Annotated in this window: 19 protein-coding genes; 7 read left to right on the top strand and 12 right to left on the bottom strand. The window is 66.7% G+C overall.

Translation table 11 applies throughout. The annotated features are described in order from the left end of the window. The 3 genes from DK459_RS10140 to DK459_RS10130 all read right to left on the bottom strand — a co-directional run. A partial coding sequence (locus DK459_RS10140) for a hypothetical protein (RefSeq protein ID WP_110134867.1) occupies nt 1–793 on the bottom strand: 793 nt, incomplete at its 3' end. Between the two features lie 72 nt (nt 794–865). After that, nucleotides 866–1,474, bottom strand: coding sequence for an LON peptidase substrate-binding domain-containing protein (locus DK459_RS10135; protein WP_110134697.1), 609 nt, complete (start codon nt 1,472–1,474; stop codon nt 866–868). A 9-nt stretch (nt 1,475–1,483) separates the two neighbouring features. Further along, nucleotides 1,484–1,891 carry a carboxymuconolactone decarboxylase family protein gene (locus tag DK459_RS10130; RefSeq protein WP_006386267.1) on the bottom strand — a complete coding sequence of 136 codons (408 nt, stop codon included), beginning with the start codon at nt 1,889–1,891 and terminating at the stop codon, nt 1,484–1,486. A gap of 465 nt (nt 1,892–2,356) precedes the next feature. Between DK459_RS10130 and DK459_RS10125 the strand changes: the two genes are divergently transcribed. Genes DK459_RS10125 through DK459_RS30380 form a run of 3 tightly spaced genes read left to right on the top strand, consistent with a single transcriptional unit; the run spans nt 2,357 to nt 4,115 of the window. Next, on the top strand, nt 2,357–3,094 hold the full coding sequence (locus DK459_RS10125; protein WP_110134696.1) for an SLATT domain-containing protein: 738 nt from the start codon (nt 2,357–2,359) through the stop codon (nt 3,092–3,094). Further along, nucleotides 3,091–3,723: a hypothetical protein gene (locus DK459_RS30385; protein ID WP_146221890.1), complete on the top strand. Its 633-nt coding sequence runs from the start codon at nt 3,091–3,093 to the stop codon at nt 3,721–3,723. Before DK459_RS10125 ends, DK459_RS30385 begins: the two co-directional genes overlap by 4 nt. Then, nucleotides 3,723–4,115, top strand: a complete 393-nt coding sequence (locus DK459_RS30380; RefSeq protein WP_146221889.1) for a hypothetical protein — start codon at nt 3,723–3,725, stop codon at nt 4,113–4,115. The genes DK459_RS30385 and DK459_RS30380 overlap by 1 nt, the downstream gene beginning before the upstream one ends. Before the next feature lie 166 nt (nt 4,116–4,281). On the opposite strand, the gene DK459_RS10120 is transcribed toward DK459_RS30380, so the two are convergent. From DK459_RS10120 to DK459_RS10085, 8 genes are read right to left on the bottom strand one after another with little or no spacing between them, the layout of a single operon-like run. Then, nucleotides 4,282–5,775: a M81 family metallopeptidase gene (locus DK459_RS10120; RefSeq protein WP_070542535.1), complete on the bottom strand. Its 1,494-nt coding sequence runs from the start codon at nt 5,773–5,775 to the stop codon at nt 4,282–4,284. Then, nucleotides 5,772–6,425: an ANTAR domain-containing response regulator gene (locus DK459_RS10115; RefSeq protein ID WP_006386262.1), complete on the bottom strand. Its 654-nt coding sequence runs from the start codon at nt 6,423–6,425 to the stop codon at nt 5,772–5,774. Before DK459_RS10115 ends, DK459_RS10120 begins: the two co-directional genes overlap by 4 nt. A 2-nt stretch (nt 6,426–6,427) precedes the next feature. Then, the gene (locus DK459_RS10110; RefSeq protein ID WP_024069054.1) at nt 6,428–7,588 is read right to left on the bottom strand and encodes a transporter substrate-binding domain-containing protein; all 1,161 of its coding nucleotides are present in this window, start codon (nt 7,586–7,588) and stop codon (nt 6,428–6,430) included. A gap of 26 nt (nt 7,589–7,614) precedes the next feature. Further along, nucleotides 7,615–8,325 carry an ABC transporter ATP-binding protein gene (locus tag DK459_RS10105; RefSeq protein WP_054444703.1) on the bottom strand — a complete coding sequence of 237 codons (711 nt, stop codon included), beginning with the start codon at nt 8,323–8,325 and terminating at the stop codon, nt 7,615–7,617. Then, nucleotides 8,322–10,277, bottom strand: coding sequence for an ATP-binding cassette domain-containing protein (locus DK459_RS10100; protein WP_110134695.1), 1,956 nt, complete (start codon nt 10,275–10,277; stop codon nt 8,322–8,324). The genes DK459_RS10105 and DK459_RS10100 overlap by 4 nt, the downstream gene beginning before the upstream one ends. Beyond that, nucleotides 10,270–11,103: a branched-chain amino acid ABC transporter permease gene (locus tag DK459_RS10095; protein ID WP_020927965.1), complete on the bottom strand. Its 834-nt coding sequence runs from the start codon at nt 11,101–11,103 to the stop codon at nt 10,270–10,272. Before DK459_RS10095 ends, DK459_RS10100 begins: the two co-directional genes overlap by 8 nt. A 55-nt stretch (nt 11,104–11,158) precedes the next feature. Next, nucleotides 11,159–12,325 carry a substrate-binding protein gene (locus DK459_RS10090; RefSeq protein ID WP_047990953.1) on the bottom strand — a complete coding sequence of 389 codons (1,167 nt, stop codon included), beginning with the start codon at nt 12,323–12,325 and terminating at the stop codon, nt 11,159–11,161. A gap of 39 nt (nt 12,326–12,364) precedes the next feature. Then, on the bottom strand, nt 12,365–13,255 hold the full coding sequence (locus tag DK459_RS10085) for a nitrilase family protein (RefSeq protein WP_024069059.1): 891 nt from the start codon (nt 13,253–13,255) through the stop codon (nt 12,365–12,367). Nucleotides 13,256–13,517: 262 nt separating this feature from the next. On the opposite strand from DK459_RS10085, the gene DK459_RS10080 reads away from it, so the two are divergent. The 3 genes from DK459_RS10080 (at nt 13,518) to DK459_RS10070 (ending at nt 16,716) form a co-directional block, all read left to right on the top strand. Then, nucleotides 13,518–13,946, top strand: coding sequence for a VOC family protein (locus DK459_RS10080; RefSeq protein ID WP_006386255.1), 429 nt, complete (start codon nt 13,518–13,520; stop codon nt 13,944–13,946). Nucleotides 13,947–13,996: 50 nt separating this feature from the next. After that, nucleotides 13,997–15,442 carry an MFS transporter gene (locus DK459_RS10075; protein ID WP_110134694.1) on the top strand — a complete coding sequence of 482 codons (1,446 nt, stop codon included), beginning with the start codon at nt 13,997–13,999 and terminating at the stop codon, nt 15,440–15,442. 98 nt (nt 15,443–15,540) lie between these two features. Further along, the gene (locus DK459_RS10070) at nt 15,541–16,716 is read left to right on the top strand and encodes a low temperature requirement protein A (protein ID WP_070540020.1); all 1,176 of its coding nucleotides are present in this window, start codon (nt 15,541–15,543) and stop codon (nt 16,714–16,716) included. 36 nt (nt 16,717–16,752) lie between these two features. Here the strand turns inward: DK459_RS10070 and DK459_RS10065 are convergent, their stop codons facing one another. After that, a complete protein-coding gene (locus DK459_RS10065; RefSeq protein ID WP_006386252.1) occupies nt 16,753–17,673 on the bottom strand; it encodes an AraC family transcriptional regulator in 921 nt (306 codons plus the stop codon). Nucleotides 17,674–17,884: 211 nt separating this feature from the next. Between DK459_RS10065 and DK459_RS10060 the strand changes: the two genes are divergently transcribed. Beyond that, on the top strand, nt 17,885–19,942 hold the full coding sequence (locus tag DK459_RS10060; protein WP_110134693.1) for a TonB-dependent receptor: 2,058 nt from the start codon (nt 17,885–17,887) through the stop codon (nt 19,940–19,942). The last annotated feature ends 1 nt before the right edge of the window (nt 19,943 follow it).

The raw sequence follows: 19,943 nt of genomic DNA, 5'->3' as shown, positions 1-19,943 counted from the left end.
TGGCCTCGGCCAGCGCCACCGTCAGATGCATCACCTTCTTCTTCAACTGATCCCGCTCGTCCGTCAACCGCGCCAGCAACTCCCGTAGCCGCGCCACCTCCGCCGGCAAATCCGCGATATTCTCGATCGGGATATCCGGCACCGCCTCTTTCGGCGGCGGCGCCTTGGCCTGGCGCACTTCGCGCGCCGCCTGCTGCAGTTCCTTCCTGCCGCCAGCCACCGCCGCGGCCTGCCGCTCCGGTGGCAAGGTCGCCACCGCCGCCGCGGCGTTGATGGAAATCGCGCCGTCCTTCACCGCCCGCACCAGTTCCGGCGCGGCGGCTTTCTGGATTCTCTCGATCTGCCCCAGCGTATTGCTGCTGATGCGCGCCTCGCGCGCCAGCGCCTGGCGGCTCAATGCAGCCGCGGGCGGGATGGGCGGCGGTTCGGGCGGCGGCGTGCTGCCGTCGTCTTCCCACGGCGGCACGCTGCGCGATTGCAGGATTTCCTTCTTGCGCAGCGCCAGCACCCCGCGCTGGAAATCCGATACGCTGCGCCGGCCCAGGTGGTTTTCGATCATCCACAGGTGCACGTCGTCCATCGACTTGAACGAGGTGTTCTGGCGCGTTTCGAACGGAATGCCGTGCTTCATGCACAGCGCGTAGCGGTTGTGGCCGTCGATCAGCAGGTCGCCCCACAGCACCAGCGCGTCGCGGCAGCCTTCGGCCAGCAGGCTGCGTTCGAGCGCCTCGCGCTCGTCGTCGGTCAAGGGGTCAATATAGGCACGCAGGCCTTCGTCAATCCTGATATTCATGGTGTCCAAAAAAACAGTTCGAGCCCGACTCGCGTTGCCCTGCTCCGCCAAAGCAGCGCCGCCTGTGGCTGGCTAGGCCTGCGGCCCTTCCAGCGCGATGCGCACGGCTTCAAGACGAGCGCGCGGGTCCGTCAGCGCCAGCAGCCGGACCTTGTCGGCCGCCGGCAGCGGCAGCAGTTCGCACCAGCGGTCGGCCACCCAGGCGCATTCATCCAGGCGGTACGGCGGCGCCACCGGCATGCGGTCGGCGGGCACGCCTTCCTGCTGCCATTGCGCCACCAACCTCCCCAGCGCGTCGGCGCAGGGTTGCAGCGGCGCAGGCACGGGCAGCGGCGGGTCGTCGGGGATGGGTTCGATTTCGCCCATCCAAAGACCGTATTTTGCCAGTTGGCTGGAAACCAGCCGGAAGCGGCTCGTCCCCACGCAGCGCAATTGCAGCAAGGCGGGCATGGGCGCGTCCCAGGCGTCGATGCGGGCCAGCGTGCCGACGTCGGCCAGGACCTCCTGGCCTTCGGGCGACCGGACCTCGTTGCCGGCCAGCAGCGCGACCACGCCGAACTCGGTGCCGTCGGCGATGCAGCGGCGGATCATGTCCAGGTAGCGCACTTCGAAGATGCGCAGGTGCAGCACGCCGGCGGGGAACAGCGCGTTGGACTGCGGGAACAGCGGAATGGTCGCCATGGCGGCGCCCTACTTCACGGCGAAGGCGTCGTCGACCGGCACCTGCATGGCGGTGACCAGCGCGTTGGTCTGGGCGGCCATGCCGATGACGGCGAGCAGTTCGGCGTGCTGGCCGTCGGTCATACCCTTGGCGCGGGCGGCGGCGGTGTGGGAATGGATGCAGTAGCTGCAACCGTTGGCGGTGGACACCGCGATGTAGATCATCTCGCGCACCAGGGGCGGGATTTCTCCATCGGCCATCATGACCTGTTTGAGCTGTTCCCAGACGCGCTTGAGCTGCGGCGGGTCGTTGGCCAGGGCACGCCAGAAGTTGTTGACGAAATCGGACTTGCGGGTGGCGCGGATGTCCTCGAACACCGCCCACGCCTCGGGGATCTTGCGCGCTTCTTCATCCGACAACAGATGCACCGTAGCCATATGCCGCTCCAACAGGTAAGGGGCCGGGCGGCGGCGTGCCGCCCGCGAAACGTCCCATTGAACTGGAAAGCCCGGCTGGGTTCAAGGCGCGGAGCACTGAGTAGACGAGACATAGCGGCAGAATGAGCGAGCGTGTCACTTTCATTCCGGGCCGGTTCCAAAGCCTCGCTTCGCTCATATAGCTCTACCGGTAAATTCTTCGCTCATTAGCCGTGGCAATGGCTTGTAGGCTTACGCGCGGCTTTGAGTCCGCAGAAAGAGCAGTCAATCTAAGCAGATCTCCATCGCTCAAATTCATTGACCTCCATGCAACTCATTCGCATGTCGCCGCACGCACCTGGCGACTCGTTTCCCGCTTGAATAGGTTCTGCGTCCTGCGCGGAACTGTCCTAGCTGTCTTGCGATGCACTGCCACGATCATCGTGTTACATTCTGTGACCGCAATAAATCTATGAGAGAAGCGAAATGTTGAAAGCTTGGAAGGAAGCGCTACGAAATTGCGTTTCTAAATATGGGCGGTTCCTGTTGGGAGTTACGCTCGGCATCATTATTGCACTTCTAGGCGGAAAATTTTCCACAATAATCGTAGAGTTTTTTATTGGCCATCCGATTGCAGGCTGGTTCGTTGCAATTTTTTTTGCAATGGCAGTTTGTTCTGTATTTGTCGTCGCATACACAACAGTGCTTGGATTAATTTCTGAAAAAACACCCAAGGAGCAAACCCCTACACCAGAACATAGATTAAAGAGCTTGGTCGAATTAGAAATTCAGATGAAACGGCGGATAGATGAATTTAATAAAAAACGCGCCCAAAATCAAAAAAGTAACAGATTTTATTCCTTGAGTCAGATACTCTTGAGTGCCCTTACCACCCTTTTGATAGCAATAAACACCCAAGCATCGCTTTTCTACATCACCGTAACTGCCCTAATAACCAGTTCCCTTGCGAGCTTAGCCGGTCAATTGCTAAGTAAATTCATGTACGAAGAAAGAATGGCCATGAACATCGCCACAGTCTGTGCACTGTATGAGTTAGAGCACAACATAACAATGGACAAGAAAAAAGAAGAAGACGACAAAGACGGCCACGAAATAACCGTTGCAAAGGTCGATATATATCAAAACCGCTACCAAGAGATATTGAATTCAGCGAACGGCCAATGGCAGAAAAAATTACAAAGCAGAAAAACTAAAATAAAATGAAGAAATTCTCTAAAACACTTACATTAAACAAAATTCATATCATAAATAACATTATCAACCAGAGCACCTCAGGGAGTCCAAGTTCCGATTACTTCAACATTGGCGCGCCCATCGGAAACCCTCCTCGCCTTAGGGGATCTATAGTAATAGAGATGAACAGTCTATTCTTAACGGATAACTGCGATTTTTTCAAGGCGGGTAGCCCAATCGACACAGGAAGCATCAAGTTTGGCTTTTTCAAACCAAAACTCGACCAAAATTTATTCCTCGAGATGGTGAATTGTGACTATGAAAAATTTTATACTCTCGCAACCGACTTATATAGCCTTCCCTGGCCAGCCGTAGAAAAAATAAACTCTCATATAGCCTGCTCATCTGCAAGACCGGTCCTAGAAAAGTACTTCTCAACGCCCGTAGTGGATTTTATGTTCCAGGAAACGGACCCGCACGCATGGCTCTTTGAGTTTTGTTTAGACGCTGGTTACGCACTCAAAAAAAATCACATAAATAGAATTCACATACCTAATACATACAAATTCAGCCCAACAATAAGAAAACTATGCAAAGAGCTTAATGGCAAGGTGGCCACATACAATCCAAAATATGGTATCGAAGGACGTGGAATTTAATGTCAAATTTCTATATCGTCGGCGCCTACGAAGACTTCAAGATCGACATCTTCCCCTCCCACATCTCCCCCATTATCGCCGAGCATGATGGTGGAAGATATCGTAGATGGACATACAACATTGAAAGTCCGTATAAAATAATTCCGACGCATCCGGTGGGGAATTTTTATGACACCACACAAGAGATGTTCCCGTATATGACATACAGCCTATTCTCACCGGTCGAACTAAAGGAAGACTCTCAAGTAATCGCCATATCCAAGAACAAAGTAATTGCAGGAAGCAACCGCTTTTTTTTATGCGCACGGATTTCTATTGCAGCAGTTAAGAACATAAAGGACTTAGATTTTTTGCAACGCTCCTTTCTTTCAATAAAAAACTGCTTTAATTAGCGTTAATCCAATGGTGGGTAACCTAGTTAGTCAAATTTTTAGCGACTAGAACTTGGTCGAACACCGGGGCACGCCCTTCGCTCGTGCGAACACACCTTCGACAGCACATAAGCGGCGGTCGCACGCCTCCCGCACATTTCAGACACGGGGCAATAGCCGATGTAGCTCATGGCGACATATGCGCCGGCTTGAACGGTTCCAGCGGATAGCGCGGCCGGTTGCGCCGCTGGTACGGGAACAATGAAAAATCCGAACTGGTGACGCCCGGGCTGTCGCATTCGACCAGGGCGGACGAGATCGGCACGAACACCGGGCGGCAGTACATGCGCGATTTGACCAGGATGAAACGGGCCTCGCGCGGGTCGATGCCCAGGCTTTCGAAGACGCCCAGGTCCCAGGGTTCGTGGGTGCGTTCGGTGATGACCAGTTGCGCGGCGCCGATGTCGAGCACGGCGCTGCGGCCCATGCAGGCGGTCTGGCCGGTGTAGGTGGGGCCGGTGATGACGTAGCTGCCGTCGGTGATGGCGCGCACGGTGCCCGTCAGCGTGACCGGCGCGGCGGGGCGGCCGATGGCGGGGATGGGCCGTTTGTTGCCCACGGGGAGTTCCACCTGGGCGCCCTGTCCGGCCGCGATCATGGCGGCGACGGCTTCGGGATCGCAGTACAGGCCGGCGACGATGCCGGTCAGGCCGGCGTCGACGGCGGCCATCAGCACGTCCATGGTGTCGCAGGTGCCGCCGGACATGCAGTTGTCGCCATGGTCCAGCAGCAGCACGGGGCGGTCGGCGCCGCGCGCCAGGGCGACGGCGCGGTCGAGCGAGGCGGCCAGGGGTTCGGCCTCGTAGACGAAGCCGTCGCGGTCGTCCCAGATGGCGGCGGCCAGGCCGGCCGCGACGCGGTCGGCGGCCTCGGCGTCGCCGGCGGCGACCACGATGACGCTCAGGCACGGGTCGGGGATGTCGGCCAGGGCGAAGCCGGCCAGCACCGACACGCCCAGCATGCCGCCGGCCTCGGCGCCGCGCGCGGCCTGCACGGCGCGGCGCATGGCGCCTTCGGCGGTGTTGCTGCGCAGGGTGTGGCTCATGAGCGGCAGGCGGCGCCAGGCCAGGCGCGGGCGCGGGCCGCCGGCCAGCCAGTCGAACAGGATGCGGCCGGCGTGTTCGCCGGTTTCGTACATGTCGACGTGCGGGTAGGTCTTGAAGCTGATGATGACGTCGGCGTTGTCGATCATTTTTTGCGTGACGTTGCCGTGCAGGTCCAGGGCGACGGCGATCGGCACGCCCGGGGCCTGCTGGCGCAGGCGTTCGAGCAGGTCGCCTTCGCCGTCGTCGGTGGTTTCGACGGCCATGGCGCCGTGCAGGTCCAGCAGCAGCGCGTCGCAGCCGGCGGCGGCGGCGACGATGCGGTCGCACAGTTCACGATAGGCCTGGCCGTCGACGCGGCCGCTGGGGTACGCGGTGGCGGACACGGGCGTGACCAGCGTGGCGCCCCGCGCCTCGGCCAGGTCGATGAATGCCGACATGGCGGTGCGCTTGCCGTGGTTCTCGTCGTAGGCGGCGCGGTCGTAGGTCGGGCCGTCGTTGCCGAAGGCGGACAGTGGCGTGGGCACCGGCGAAAAGGTGTTGGTCTCGTGGTTCATGCGGGCGATCATGACTTTCATGCCTTGCCTCCGTTGTTGCTGTTGTTCTGCGGGTCGGGGCGCGCGCCGCCCAGGCCCAGTTTTTCCATGGCTTCGCTGGCCTCGACGATCATGGCGGCGACCTCGGCCACGCTGACCCGCAGGCCGGTGGCGCGGGTTCGCATATGTTCGTAGGCGGCGCGTTCGTCCAGGCGCTGGTGGTCCATCAGCACGCGGATCGCCTTTTCGATCACGCGGCGCGCCTTGATGGTGCTTTCCAGCTTGTCGATCTTGTTCTGCTGGCGGTTCTGGAACTGCTTGGCCGAGCGCGCCAGCACCAGGGTGCTGAGGATGCCGGCCGAGCGGAACGGCCGCGTCAGCACGCCGTGGGCGTTGGTCTTGAGCAGTTGCTTCAAGGTGGTGGGGGTTTCGTATTCGGACAGCGCGATAAGGGTGGCGTCGACCTCGCTGGCGGACCAGGCGAACGGGTTCTGGCCGCATTGCGAGACCTGGAAGAACACCACGTCGGCGCCGGCGGGCGGCTTGTCGGGGAACGGCCACACCAGGTGGATGCGGCAGCCGATGCGCTTGAGCTGCTCGACCAGCAGGTCGCGGTCTTCGCCGGGCGGATAGGCCACGGCGACGGCCACGCTGCGCAGGTCTTCGTAAAGGCGGCGGAGGCTATGGTCCATGATCACGCCAGCCAGAATTCGTCCAGGCCGAAGGCCGTCAGGTAGGGGTCCGGTTTGACCGGTTCGCCGCTGGCCCAGACGATGTCGAAGCGGCCGTCGGCGCGGCAGACGCCGATGCGCGGGGTCAGGACGCTGTGATTGTTCTCGGCCAGGATGGTCAGGCGCCCGGCCGGCGCGTCAAAGCCCACCTGGTGCAGCGCCTGCATCAGCTTGCGCGTGTCCAGGCTGCCGGCGCGCTGCAGGGCGCGCGCGAACAGGTGCACCTGGCTGTAGCAGGCCTCGGCGTAGACGCTGGCGGGCCGCTCGCCGAAGCGGGCGCGCCAGCGTTCCAGGAAGTGGGCGTTGGCGGGCGAGTCGACGGTGTTGAAGTAGGTGGCGGCGGTGATGTGGCCGGCGCACAGGCCGGGGCCGATTTCGGCCACCTCGGATTCGGCCATGGTGAGGCTGGCGATGGGGATGTGCGGCGCGCCCGGGTCGGCCTCGCAGGCGGCGTGGTAGCGGCGGTAGAAGCGCTGGGCGTCGTCGCCGATCAGGGTCGAGAACACCACGTCGGGCTTGATGCGGCGGATGTCGCGCACCACGTCGATGATATCGCTTTCGTCGCAGCCCAGCGGCAGGTAGGTTTCGTCCAGGATCTCGCCGCCGTGTTCCTCGACGGTGTCGCGCATGATGCGGTTGGTTTCGCGCGGGTAGATGTAGTCGGCGCCGACCAGGAAGATGCGCTTGCCGCAGTGCTGGATCAGGTAGGCGGCCAGCTGCATGCTGCCCTGGTTGGGCGCGGCGCCGGTGTAGATGATGTTGGGCGAATACTCGAAGCCTTCGTAGACCGAGGCATACCAGAGCAGCGCGTTGTTGCGCTCGATCACCGGCAGCATGGCCTTGCGGCAGTGCGAGGTGCAGCCGCCGAAGATCACGTTGACCTCGTCGTCCAGCAACAGGCGCGCGGCCAGGCGGCGGTATTCCTCGGCGTCGCTGCGCGGGTCGTAGACCACCGGTTCCAGCGGCCGGCCCAGCACACCGCCGAGCGCGTTGATTTCCTCGACCGCCAGCACGGTGCCGAAGAAATGCTGCGATTCGGTGGTGCCGGTCACGCCGCTGCGGGAGTACAGCACGCCGATGCGCCATCCCGGCGTGGCGGCGTCCCTGTCAGTGCGGGCAGTCATAAGCGCATCCTTCTACGAAACAAGACTCATACCTTGAGGTGGTCCATGATATGGCCGGCGGCCCCCGGCGCGCCAGCCTCGCCCTGGTCGACGATGGCGCCCTGCTTGAGCACCAGGTAGCGGTCGGCCACGTCCAGCGCGAAGGCCACGTTCTGTTCGACGATGAACATGGACGTGCCGCGCCGCTCGCGTTCCCAGTTGAGCGCCCGGCCCAGCCGCTCGATCACCGAGGGCTGCAGGCCTTCGGTGATCTCGTCCAGCAGCAGCAGGGCCGGCCGCTGCATCAGGCCGCGCGCCACCAGCAGCATCTTCTGCTCGCCGCCGGACAGGGTGCCGGCGTACTGCCGCAGGCGGCTGGCGAACACCGGGAACAGGTCGGCGATCTCGCCGAAGCGTTCGTCGAACAGACGGTCGTTGGGCAGGCCCAGGCGCAGGTTGTCGCGGATGTTCAGGTCGGGAAACAGCGGCTGGTCCTGGGCGGCGTAGGCGACGCCGCGGCGGGCGACCTCGTGCGGCCGCAGGCGGGTGGCGTCGACGCCGCCCAGGCTGACGGTGCCGCGCAGCTTGGGCAGGTAGCCCATGACGGTCTTGAGCAGCGTGCTCTTGCCCATGCCGTTCTTGCCCAGCAGCGCCACGCAGGCGCCGCCGGCCACCGACAGCGAGATGTCGTTGAGCACCACGGCGCCCTTGTAGCCGCTGGCGACGTTTTCCAGGCGCAAGGCCGGGGCGGCGTTCATGGTTGGGCTCCTTCGGGCGGGATGGACGGGGTTGCGGGTTGGGCGTCTTGGTGCGCGGCTTGCTCAGTGGCTTGCTGGGTGGCTTGCGCGGTCTTGTTCGCGGCCGGCGCGTTGCCGGCGTAGATGGTGCGCACCAGTTCCGATTCGGCCACTTCGCGGAAGCTGCCGTCCATGACGATGCGGCCCTGGTGCAGCACGATGATGCGCGTGGCCACCTCGGCCACGAAGTCCAGGTCGTGTTCGACCAGCAGGCAGCACAGGCCGTGGGTATGGGCCAGTGCCGACAGCACCTGGCCGATGCGGGCGCGTTCGTCCTTGCTCAGGCCCGCGGTGGGTTCGTCCAGCAGCACCACGCGCGGCTCCAGCGCCAGCACCATGGCCAGTTCCAGCGCCTGCTGCTGGCCATGCGACAGGTCGCGCGCCACGCGGTCCAGTTGCTGGTCCAGGCCGGTCATGCGCAGCACCTCCAGCGCATAGGCCGGCAGCGCCAGTCGGGGCGACCGGCGGCGCCACGACGGCCGCTCGCGCAGGGTGGTGGCGATGCGCAGGCTTTCGGCCACGGTCAGCGTGTCGAAGATGTTGGCATTCTGGAACTTGCGGCCCAGGCCGTAACGCACGCACTGCTCCGGCCCGTCGCGCTTGACGGCGTGGCCGCATAGCTCGACCGTGCCGTCGCTGCGCTCGGCGCCGTCGGCGATGCAGCGCATCAGCGTGGTCTTGCCGGCGCCGTTGGGGCCGATCAGGCCCAGCAGTTCGCCGCCGCGCGCGCGCAGGTCTATGCCTTCCAGCACCTTGAGGCTGCCGAAGCGCTTGGCCACGCCGGCCAGCACCAGGCCGCCATCGGTAGCGCCCTGCCCTGGCGTGCCGCCTTGTCCCGGCGCACCGCCGTGCCCCGACGCGCCGCCCTGCCCCGATGCGCTGGCCGGCGCGCGCACCGCCAGCTCCGGCACCGGCGCCGGACGCCGCCGGCGCCATGGCGCCAGCACCAGGGGCAGCAGCCCGCGCGGCAACAGCAGGATCACCAGGATGAAGGTCACGCCCAGCACCAGCTGGTACAGGAACGGCATGTTGCCGCTGAGGTAGGAGCCGGCCACGTTGATCAGCACGGCGCCCAGCACCGGCCCCCAGACCGTGCCGCGTCCGCCCAGCGCCACCCAGATGATGAGTTCGGTGCCGAACACGAAGCCGGTCAGTTCCGGCGCCACCACGCCGCTGAAGGCGCCGTAGCCGAAGCCCGCCAGGCTGGCGACCGCGCCGCACACCACCAGCAGCGCGATGCGCCAGTGCGCGGTGTTCAGCCCCAGGTAGCTGCAACGGCCCTCGTTGTCGCGCAGCGCGGCCAGGATGCGGCCGCCGTCGCTGCGCACCGCGACCCAGGCCAGCAGCGCCACGATCGACAGGCCGCCGGCGGCGATGACGTACCAGGCTTCAAGCGACAGGTCGAAGGTGTCGTAGCCGGTCAGGCCGGACGACGAACCGGTGTAGGTGCCTCCGGACAGCGCCACCTGGGTCAGCACGATGGGCAATACCAGCGAGATCACGGTGGCGAAAAACGGCGAGGCGCCGCGATAGAACGACAGCCAGCCGGTGGCCAGCGCCAGCAGCGCCGCCGCGCCCACCGCCACCAGCGCGGCCGCGAGCGCGATGCCGGGCGAGAAGCCGTAATGGGTGAAGGCCAGCCCGGCCGCGTAGGCGCCGACGCCGAAGAAGGCCGATTGGCCGAAGGTCAGGTAGCCGGTGTAGCCCCACAGGATATCGACAGTGACCGCCGCCACGGCGAAGAACAGCGCCTTGATCAGCACGTTCAGCAGGTAGGTGTCGAACAGCCAGGGACCAGCCACGGTCAACGCCAGGCAGGCGATGGCCAGCCACAGCAGGTCGCGGCCCCGGGCGGCGCGGCGCGGGTCGGCGCGAGTGGCCAGCGCCGGTTGCGCGAGGGAGGAATCAGTCATGGGCGAATCCTTTGGGACGCAGGCGCAGGGTCAGGGCCGCCAGCACCGCGATGGTGACGCCGCCCAGGATCGGGCTGATGTACACCCCCACCAGCACCTGGCAGGCGCCATAGACCAGGCAGGTCAGGAGCAGCGCGGTGATCGAGTTGCCCGACACCATCACCAGCATGAAGGCGCTGACCAGCCACGGCAGCCCCATGTTCGGGTCGACGCTGGACAGCGGCGTGATCAGCGCGCCGGCCAGCGCGCCCAGCCCGGCGCCCAGCGCGAAGGTGGTGAAGCGGATTCGTTCGGCGTTGATGCCCAGGCCGCGCGCCAGGTCCTCGTTCATGATGACGGCGCGGGTGCGCACGCCGAAACGCGTGCCGTTCAGCAGCAGCGTCAGCGCCACGTACAGCAGCAGCGCGCCGGGCACCAGGAACAGCCGGTAGGCCGAATACTCGGTGCCCAGGAACGCGACCGCGCCCTGGATCGGCGCGTCGGCGAACTGCACCTCGCGGCCGAAGGCCATGGTGATGAGCTGGCCGATGACGATGCCCAGGCCCCAGGTGGCCAGGATGGCGTCCAGCGGCCGCTTGTACAGCGGCTGCACGATCAGGCGTTCGACCAGCATGCCCACCAGCACCCCCGCCGCCAGCGCGCACGGCAGCGCCAGCCACGGGTCCAGCCCCAGGCGCGTCACCACCAGGGCGGCGTAGCTGCCCAGCGTGATGATGGCGCCGTGGGCGAAATTGACGATCTTCATCACGCCAAAGATGATCATCAGCCCGGCCGTCACGATGAACAGCATGGCGGCCGTGCTCAGGATGTCCAGCATCAAACCCATTGTGTTCTCCAGCGCCGCCGGCGGACCGGCGGCGCGCAGGGTGCGGCTTACCGCGTCACTTCAGGTCGGGGCATTGCGCGCCCGGATCGACCTGGTCGAAGGTCTGCAGGATCTTGATGGAGCCGTCCGGCTGCACCTGGCCCAGCCGCATGGTCAGCGCGGCGTGGCGCTGGCGGTCCATCCTGACCGGGCCGCGCGGGCCGTCGAACGACACTTCGCTCAGCGCCTTGACCACCTTCTGCGAATCGGTGCTGCCAGCTTTCTCGACCGCCGCCTTGTAGAGGAAGAAGGCTTCGTACTGCGGGCCCGAGAACTCGTTGGCGGTCTTGGCGTCGGCGCCGAACTTGGCCTTCAGGCCGTCGAGGAACTTGCGGTTCTGCGGCGTATCGATGCTGGTCAGGTACGAGGCCGACAGGTACATGCCGACCGCCGTGTCGCCCATGGTCTTGGCGGTGGCTTCGTCGATCGCCAGGTTGCCGTAGGGCATCGTCAGCCCGGCCGCCTTGACCTGCTTGGCCAGGCTGACGTTGGGGCCGCCGCCGGCGGTGGAGCTGATCAGCGCGTCCGGGTTGGCCGAGCGGATCTTCGACACCACCGGGGTCCAGTCGGAGCCGTCGATGGGCAGGTATTCCTCGCCCACCACGCGCCCGCCCTGCTTCTCGATGTATTCGCGGGTGAACTTGAGCATGCCCCGGCCGAAGGCATAGTCGCTGCCGACCAGGAAGAAGGTCTTGGCGCCGCGTTCCTTCATGAAGTGGTCCACCACCGGCGCCACCTGCTGCTCGGGCACCCAGCCGTTGACGTGCATCCAGCGATTGCACGAGCGGCCTTCGTAGAACGAGGTGTAGATGTACGGCACCTTGCCGCGCGAAACGATGGGCAGCGCGGCGTTGCGCGCCGCGCTGGTTTCCATGGCGATGATGGCGTCCACCTTCTTCTGGAACACCAGCGTGTCGTAGGCCTTCTGCGCGCCGACCGCGCCCGAGGCGTCGTCGGCGATCTCCAGCACCACCTGGCGACCGAGGATGCCGCCGGCGGCGTTGATTTCATCGGCGGCCAGCTGCGAGGCCTGCACCACGCCGGGCGCGACCACGCTGTTGGCGCCGGACAGGCCGACCGGCACGCCGATGCGCAAAGGGTCGGCCGCGTGCGCGCCCGCCGCGCCGGTCAGCGCGGCGATGAAGGAAAGTCGGATGAGGAAGCTGCAAGTGGGTTTTTTCATGGGGATTTCTCCTTGGGGGCCGGCTGTCCGCCGTTGTATTCAACGCTGCCGCGGCGCGTCGGCGGCGCCCAGCAGTTCGTCGTAAAGGTCGCGGCGCCGATCGCGCAGCACGTGGTTGAAGTCGTTCAGTTGCCGCGCGCGGCGCGAGGCGGCCAGGTCCACCGGCGCCAGCAGCACTTCTTCGCGGTCGTGGCTGGCGGGGCCGGCCACGGTCCAGCCCTGAGAGCCGACGATGAGGCTGCGGCCGACGAAGGGCTGGCCGCGCTCGACGCCGACCCGGTCGGCGCACACCAGCGTCAGGCCGTTGCTGTGGGCCCCGGCCGCCGCCAGCGCGTGCGCCATGGCGGGGCCGTCGGGCGTCTGCCCCGGCATCGGCACCCAGTTGGTCGGCACCGCCACGATGTCGGCGCCGCGCAGCGCCAGCAGCCGGTAGACCTCAGGGAACCAGCCGTCGTAGCAGATCGCCACGCCCAGCCGGCCGAATTCGGTATCGAACACCGGCAGTCCCAGGTCGCCCGGCTCGAAGAACAGGTTTTCGTCGCCCCACAGGTGCAGCTTGCGGTAGGTGCCCAGGTAGCCGTCGGGACCGGCGATGATGGCGGCGTTGTACAGCCTGCCGCCGCTGCGCTCGGCGATGCCGGCCACCAGGTAGATGCCCAGGCGTCGCGCCAGCGCGATCCAGGCCTGCGAGCTGGGGCCGTCGGGCACGCTTTCGGCCAGGGCGTGGGCCTCCTGGCGGCTGGCGAACACGTAGCCGGTGTTGGCCAGCTCGGGCAGCACCACCAGCCGCGCGCCCTGCGCGGCGGCCTGCTCGACCAGTTCGATGGAACGGGCCACGTTGGCGGCGACCTCGCCCATGACGGGGGCCGTCTGCACACTGGCCACGTGGATCGCGGACGCGGCGGCGTCCGGCGGCGGTGATACTTGCATGCGATCTCCCTGCAACGTTTTGGAAAACAAAAAAGCCCCCGACCACGCATTGCGTGTGAGTCGGGGGCTTCTATAGCCAGACGAAGGTTCGGGCAGCAATCATTGCTGCGGGGCACTGCCGCGCCAAGCCGTGCCGGCGCGTGCGGATCAGTCCTGATCCTGTGGCGAATCATAGGGAGGCGCGCGGACCGGCGGCAATAAGAGGTTTCCCGGACAGCGCCGCGGATGCGAGAATCGGGATCGGCCACAAGGAGGAACCCTCATGCCCCAACTTTCCGCCTACCTCAGTTTCGACGGCAACTGCGCCGAGGCCATGCGTTTCTACGAACGCGTGCTGGGCGGCCGCGTCGAGGCCATGTTGCGCTACGCGGACGCGCCCGCCGATGCCGCCATGCCGGCGCTGTCGACCGAAGAATCCGAACGCATCATGTACGCCCGTCTGGCGCTGGACGAACAGGTGCTGATGGCCAGCGACGCCACCGCCGGCCATCCCTATCCCGGCAAGCAGGGCATGGCGCTGTCGCTGGCCTATCCCACTGTCTCGGACGCGCAACGCGTGTTCGATATGCTGGCCGACGGCGGCAGCGTTACCATGCCGCTCCAGAAAACCTTCTGGGCCGAAGCCTACGGCGCGCTGATCGACCGCTACGACACGCGGTGGATGATCAGCGGCGGGCGGCTCAGCCACTGACAACCCCACTGACAACCGAATCCGCCACAAGCGGATGGAGCGAGACATCCATGACGCATGGCATACAGGGCAAGCAACGCTGGTGGGCACTGATGGTGCTGTGCCTGGGCGTCTTGATGATCGTGCTGGACACCACCATCGTCAACGTCGCCCTGCCCTCGATACGCGAAGACCTGAACTTCACCGAGACCTCGCTGGTCTGGGTGGTGAACGCCTACATGCTGACCTTCGGCGGCTTCCTGCTGCTGGGCGGACGGCTGGGCGACCTGCTCGGGCACCGGCGCATGTTCCTGGCCGGCCTGGTGCTGTTCACGGTGGCCTCGCTGGCCTGTGGACTGGCGCGGGGCCAGGGGCTGCTGATTGCCGCGCGCGCCGCGCAGGGACTGGGCGGCGCGGTGGTGTCGGCGGTGTCGCTGTCGCTCATCATGAACCTGTTCACCGAGGCCGGCGAGCGCGCCCGCGCCATGGGCGTGTACGGCTTCGTCTGTGCGGGCGGCGGCAGCCTGGGCGTGCTGCTGGGCGGGCTGCTGACCAGCAAGCTGTCGTGGCACTGGATCTTCCTGGTCAACATCCCGATCGGCGTGGCCGTCTACGCGCTGTGCCTGCGGCTGCTGCCGGCGGCGCGCGGCGCGGCCGGTGGCGGCAAGCTGGACGTGGCCGGCGCGCTGACCGTCACCGCGTCGCTGATGCTGGCGGTGTACGCCGTGGTCAACGGCAACGAGGCCGGCTGGACCTCGGCGCAGTCGCTCGGCCTGCTGGGCGCCGCCGCGCTGCTGATGGCGCTGTTCCTGGCGATCGAGGCGCGCGTGGCCGAACCGCTGATGCCGCTGGCGCTTTTCCGCCTGCGCAACGTCGCCACCGCCAACGTGGTCGGCGTGCTGTGGGCCGCGGGCATGTTCGCCTGGTTCTTCGTCTCGGCCCTGTACATGCAGTTGGTGCTGGGCTATGACGCCATGCAGGTGGGGCTGGCGTTCCTGCCGGCCAACCTGATCATGGCGGCGTTCTCGCTGGGGCTGTCGGCCAAGCTGGTGATGCGCTTCGGCATCCGCGGGCCGCTGGCCACCGGGCTGCTGATGGCGGCGCTGGGGCTGGCGCTGTTCGCGCGCGCCCCGGTCGACGGCCACTTCGCGGCGGACGTGCTGCCCGGCATGCTGCTGCTGGGCCTTGGCGCGGGCATCGCCTTCAACCCCATGCTGCTGGCCGCCATGAGCGACGTCGAGCCGAGCCAGTCCGGCCTGGCGTCCGGCGTGGTCAACACCGCCTTCATGATGGGCGGCGCGCTGGGGCTGGCGGTGCTGGCCAGCCTGGCCGCCGCCCGTACCGCGGCCCTGGCGGCGGCCGGCGCGGCGCCGGTCGCGGCGCTGGCGGGCGGCTACCGCGCGACCTTCCTGGCAGGCGCGGTGATCGCGGCCGTGGCGGCGGCGCTGGCGGCGGCGCTGGTGCGCTCGCGCAACCGCGAGCTGGGCGGCCACGGCGAAACGCCGGCCGGCCATTGAGGCGTCGCGGGCGCGCCACGTCTTTTGAATTCTTTACGATTGGCCGGCAAGGCCGGGAGTAATCTGGCGACGCCCCCTACCGGATAGGAAGCGCCGCCATGACATTCCTTGCCAGCGCCAATCTGCTGCGCCACCGCGACGGCCATGAAGCCCGCGTCACCTTCGTCGAGCTGTTCTTCGACCTGGTCTACGTCTTCGCGGTCACGCAGCTGTCCCACAGCCTGCTGCACGACCTGACCCTGATGGGCGCGCTGCACACGCTGGTACTGTGGTTCGCCGTATGGCTGGGTTGGCAGTACACCTGCTGGGTCACCAACTGGTTCGATCCCGACGCGCTGCCGATGCGGCTGATGCTGTTCGGCGTGATGCTGGCAGGGCTGGTGGCGGCCGCCGTGCTGCCCGGCGCCTTCGGCGAGAACGGGCTGATCTTCGCGGTCTGCTACGTGCTGATCCAGGTAGGCCGCACGCTGTTCGTGGTGCTGCACCTGGGGCGGTCGCATCCGCTGGCGCCGAATTTCCGCCGCATGCTGGGCTGGCTGTGCATTTCGGCGGTGTTCTGGATCGCCGGTGGTCTGTCTTCGGACGACACGCGGCTGGTGTTGTGGACGCTGGCGGTGGCCTGCGAATACCTGTCGCCCATGGCCGGCTTCTGGCTGCCCGGCCTGGGCCGCTCCAGCACCCGCGAATGGACCATCGAGGGCGGCCACCTGGCCGAGCGCTGCCAGCTGTTCGTGATCGTGGCGCTGGGCGAGACGCTGCTGATCACCGGCGCCACGCTGGGCGAGCATCCGCACTGGGACATTCCCACCCTGATCGCGCTGCTGGCCGCGTTCCTGGGCACGGCGGCGATGTGGTGGGTGTATTTCGACACCAGCAGCAAGGACGGCAGCGAGGCCATCACGCACCACGCCGATCCGGGCCGGGTCGGGGCCTACTTCCATTACGTGCACGTGATCCTGATCGCGGGCGTGATCGTCTCGGCCGTGGCCAACGAACTGGTCATCCTGCACCCGGACGGCCGCATCGTCACGGCGGCCGCCGCCGCGCTGCTCGGCGGCCCGGCGTTGTACCTGCTGGGCAACGGCGTCTACAAGACGGTGGTGTATGGCCGCTTCCCGCTGTCGCACGTGGCGGGCCTCGCGCTGCTGGCCATCCTGGCGCCGATCGCGTTCGTCACCGACAACCTGATGGTGGGCGGCCTGACGACGCTGATCATGATGCTGGTGGCCGGGTGGGAAAGCGTGTCGCGGCGGCGGATGCGGCCGGCGCACTAGGGCGCTCAGGGGCCAACGGCATCGTCGCGCGCCGCATCAACGCCGCTTGCCAAACACCGACTTGGGCGCGCGGCCATGGAAGCGGGTGAAGGCGGCGCTGAAATTGGCCGGGTGGCGATAGCCGACCCGGTACGCCGCCTGCGCCACCTGGCAGCCGGTCTCCAGCAACTCCCAAGCGCGGCGCATGCGCATCTCGGTCAGCAGCCGCATCGGGCTGTTGCCGTATAGCGCGCGAAAGCCCTGCTTGAGCTTGAATTCATTCAACCCGGTCGCCAGGCATAGGTATTGCACCGTCAGTTCGCGATCCATCTGTTCGCGCATCAGCGCATGGGCCCGCTCCAGCCGGGCAATGTCGGCCTGGCTGAACCGGCCCGCCGCTGGCGCCGGCGCCAGCGCGCGCAACTGGCGTGACAGCAGCGTCAACGCCTTGATGTGGGTATCCAGCGGATCGCTGGACCGCGCCAACTCGCCCGCGACGGTGGCCAGGTCGGCGCTGGTGCGGCCCTGCGCCAGCCGCCGCAGGCCGCCGGCGCCGAACAGCGCCTCGGCCTGGGCCTGGCCGGCATAGCGGCACAGCGCCGCCTCGCCCACCAGCAGGCGCAGTTGCGAGACGGTGCTGCCGCCCAGGTAGCGGCGCTCGCCCAGGTGACGGCGGAAGGCGGTCACCGTGGTCTGCCCCCCGCGGAAATCCAGCTCGGCGCCATCGGCGCCGCGATAGGCCGAGACGCCGCCCAGGGCCAGCGTGATGACCAGCGTGCGCCCGCCATGCGCGGCGGCGTTCTCCTCGATCAGGTCGCGCACGGGGGTGTATTGCGAATGCACCAGGGCCAGGCCCTCGCCCAGGTCCAGGCGGTCGGCCACGCACTCGCCCAGGTCCGCCGGCAGCGCCAGCCGCGACCAGCCGGGACGGGCGGCCGGACCGGGTTGGGCGAGCGTGGCGGAGATGCGCAGGGACATGGTTTCGACGGCGGGTGACGGGTGGCGGGACGGAACCGGGATGGCGCCGGGACGGGTGCCTGAAATCGGCTCAGGCGCGGCTGCGCCGGCATGCATACGAATCCATCCGGTTCGCATATGAATGCTAATGATAGGCGTTCGCATAAGGAAATACCATCTTCGGGACGGCGCCGCGCGTTCGGCCGCCGTGACTGCCTGCACAGGAATCCCGATGAACCGCCCTCTTCCCTACCCACGCGCCACCTGCGTTCTGCTGTGGCTTTGCGCCACGCCCGCCGCGCTGGCGCAACCGGCCGCGCCCGTCTCCCCGCATTCTCCCGCGTCTTCCACCGCATCAACGCCGGTTTCCCCCGCGCCCGCCGCGCAACTGCCTGCCGTCACCGTCACCGCCGACAAGCAGGAACGCTCGCTCGAATCCTTGCCCGGCAGCTTGTCGGTGTTCGACGGCGACATGCTCGACAGCCAGGGCGTCGTCGACCTGGAGGGCCTGCAGCGCATCACGCCCGGGCTGACGTTCCAGCCGTTCGGCCAGGCCGGCGTCAATGCGGCCGTGATGCGCGGCCTGTCGGCCAACTTCTTTTCGTTCTCGACCTCGACCCTGCTGGTGGTGGACGGCGTGCCCACGCTGATGGCGCAGGGCTTCGACGACCAGTTGCTGGACATCGACCGCGTCGAAGTGCTGCGCGGCCCGCAATCGGCGCTCTATGGCCGCAACGCGGAAGCCGGCGTCATCAACGTCCATACCCGCCAGCCGGGCGACAGCCTGCGCGGCAGCGTCTCCACCACCGTGGGCAGCCGCGACCTGCGCATGCTGCGCTTCGACCTGAGCGGGCCGATCGTCGACGACACGCTCTACGCCAGCGTGGCCGGCGCCTGGCGCGGCCAGGACGGCTTCATCGACAACACCTACACGGGCCGGCGCGAGGACGACCGCGAACTGCGCAACGGCAAGCTGGCGCTGCGCTGGACGCCGTCGGCGCGCACCGACGCCACCTTGCGCTATGCGCAGATCAACTACCGCGACGGCGCCGCGCTGTGGGGCTCGCCCACGACCTCGCGCGCCACCGTGGCGTCCGGCACGCCGGGCTGGAACCGGTCCATCGGCCGCAGCGCGTCGCTGTCGCTGCGCCACGACCTGGACGGCGGCCTGCGCCTGACTTCGGTGACGGCCTGGAACGACCTGCGCGACCGCGTGCAGCAGGACACCGATTTCCAGCCGGCCGACCTGCTGCACATTGCCCGCGATCATCATTTCCGCAATCTGTCGCAGGAGCTGCGGCTGGAGGGCGCGCTGGGCCGCGCCCACTGGCTGGCGGGGCTGTACGCCGACGGCGACGACCACGACCTGCGCAACACGCAGAAAATGCCGCGCGGCCTGACCGAAAGCGTGGTGCGGCTGCGCGGCCAGTCCGGCGCCGCCTTCACCCACTGGACCGTGCCGCTGGCCGAACGCTGGACCCTGGAGGTCGGCGCCCGCGTCGAGCGCGACGCCGTGCGCTTCACGCCGCAAGGCGACCGCGCGCGCCGCGCCGACTGGACCCGCGTCACGCCCAAGCTGGCGCTGCAATACGCCTTCGCGCCACGCCAGCAGGTCTACGCCTCGGTCGCGGATGGCTTTCGCGCCGGCGGCTACAACGTGTTTTCGCCGGCCGCCGACTACGCCGCCTACCAGCCGGAGACGCTGCGCGCGTACGAGATCGGCGCCAAGGGCTGGCTGCCCGGCAACCGCCTGCGCTACGCCGCCGCGTTCTATGTGATGACGGTCGACAACATGCAGGTGCAGCAGATGCCGCTGCCGGGCCTGGTGTACGTCACCAACGCCGCGTCGGCGCGTTCGATCGGGGCGGAATTCGAGCTCGAATACCTGCTGGGCCAGGGCTGGTCATTGCAGGCCGGATTGGGCTTGAACCGCACCCGTTTCAGCCACTTCCGCGACGGCGCCAACGACTACAGCGGCAACCAGAACCCGTTCGCGCCGCGCCTGAACGGCCACCTGACCGCGCGCTACGACGCCCCGGCCGGCTGGTACGCGCAGGCCTCGCTCAGCGGCGCCGGCCCGGTCTACCTGGACGCCGCCAACCGCTACCGCCGCAACGGCTACGCGCTGGTCAACCTGGCCGCCGGCGTCACCGTTCGACAGGTGGAAATCGCCGCCTACGTCAACAACCTCGCCAACCGCCGCTACGACGCGGTGGGCTACCAGAACGGCATCGTCACCGTCTACAGCCCGCCGCGCGAAGTGGGCCTGCGCCTGACCTGGCGCCTTTGAA

It is taken from the genome of Achromobacter sp. RW408 (genome assembly GCF_003184165.1).
Classification (GTDB): domain Bacteria; phylum Pseudomonadota; class Gammaproteobacteria; order Burkholderiales; family Burkholderiaceae_B; genus Achromobacter; species Achromobacter xylosoxidans.
This window is presented reverse-complemented; position numbering and strand designations above follow the sequence as displayed.

Coding starts and splice junctions, on each gene's coding strand:
- DK459_RS10120 (WP_070542535.1), bottom strand. CDS start 5,775: ATGAAAGTCATGATCGCCCGCATGAACCACGAGACCAACACCTTTTCG.
- DK459_RS10095 (WP_020927965.1), bottom strand. CDS start 11,103: ATGGGTTTGATGCTGGACATCCTGAGCACGGCCGCCATGCTGTTCATC.
- DK459_RS30385 (WP_146221890.1), top strand. CDS start 3,091: ATGAAGAAATTCTCTAAAACACTTACATTAAACAAAATTCATATCATA.
- DK459_RS10125 (WP_110134696.1), top strand. CDS start 2,357: ATGTTGAAAGCTTGGAAGGAAGCGCTACGAAATTGCGTTTCTAAATAT.
- DK459_RS10070 (WP_070540020.1), top strand. CDS start 15,541: ATGACATTCCTTGCCAGCGCCAATCTGCTGCGCCACCGCGACGGCCAT.
- DK459_RS10115 (WP_006386262.1), bottom strand. CDS start 6,425: ATGGACCATAGCCTCCGCCGCCTTTACGAAGACCTGCGCAGCGTGGCC.
- DK459_RS10135 (WP_110134697.1), bottom strand. CDS start 1,474: ATGGCGACCATTCCGCTGTTCCCGCAGTCCAACGCGCTGTTCCCCGCC.
- DK459_RS10065 (WP_006386252.1), bottom strand. CDS start 17,673: ATGTCCCTGCGCATCTCCGCCACGCTCGCCCAACCCGGTCCGGCCGCC.
- DK459_RS10130 (WP_006386267.1), bottom strand. CDS start 1,891: ATGGCTACGGTGCATCTGTTGTCGGATGAAGAAGCGCGCAAGATCCCC.
- DK459_RS10090 (WP_047990953.1), bottom strand. CDS start 12,325: ATGAAAAAACCCACTTGCAGCTTCCTCATCCGACTTTCCTTCATCGCC.
- DK459_RS10060 (WP_110134693.1), top strand. CDS start 17,885: ATGAACCGCCCTCTTCCCTACCCACGCGCCACCTGCGTTCTGCTGTGG.
- DK459_RS30380 (WP_146221889.1), top strand. CDS start 3,723: ATGTCAAATTTCTATATCGTCGGCGCCTACGAAGACTTCAAGATCGAC.
- DK459_RS10100 (WP_110134695.1), bottom strand. CDS start 10,277: ATGACTGATTCCTCCCTCGCGCAACCGGCGCTGGCCACTCGCGCCGAC.
- DK459_RS10075 (WP_110134694.1), top strand. CDS start 13,997: ATGACGCATGGCATACAGGGCAAGCAACGCTGGTGGGCACTGATGGTG.
- DK459_RS10105 (WP_054444703.1), bottom strand. CDS start 8,325: ATGAACGCCGCCCCGGCCTTGCGCCTGGAAAACGTCGCCAGCGGCTAC.
- DK459_RS10085 (WP_024069059.1), bottom strand. CDS start 13,255: ATGCAAGTATCACCGCCGCCGGACGCCGCCGCGTCCGCGATCCACGTG.
- DK459_RS10080 (WP_006386255.1), top strand. CDS start 13,518: ATGCCCCAACTTTCCGCCTACCTCAGTTTCGACGGCAACTGCGCCGAG.
- DK459_RS10110 (WP_024069054.1), bottom strand. CDS start 7,588: ATGACTGCCCGCACTGACAGGGACGCCGCCACGCCGGGATGGCGCATC.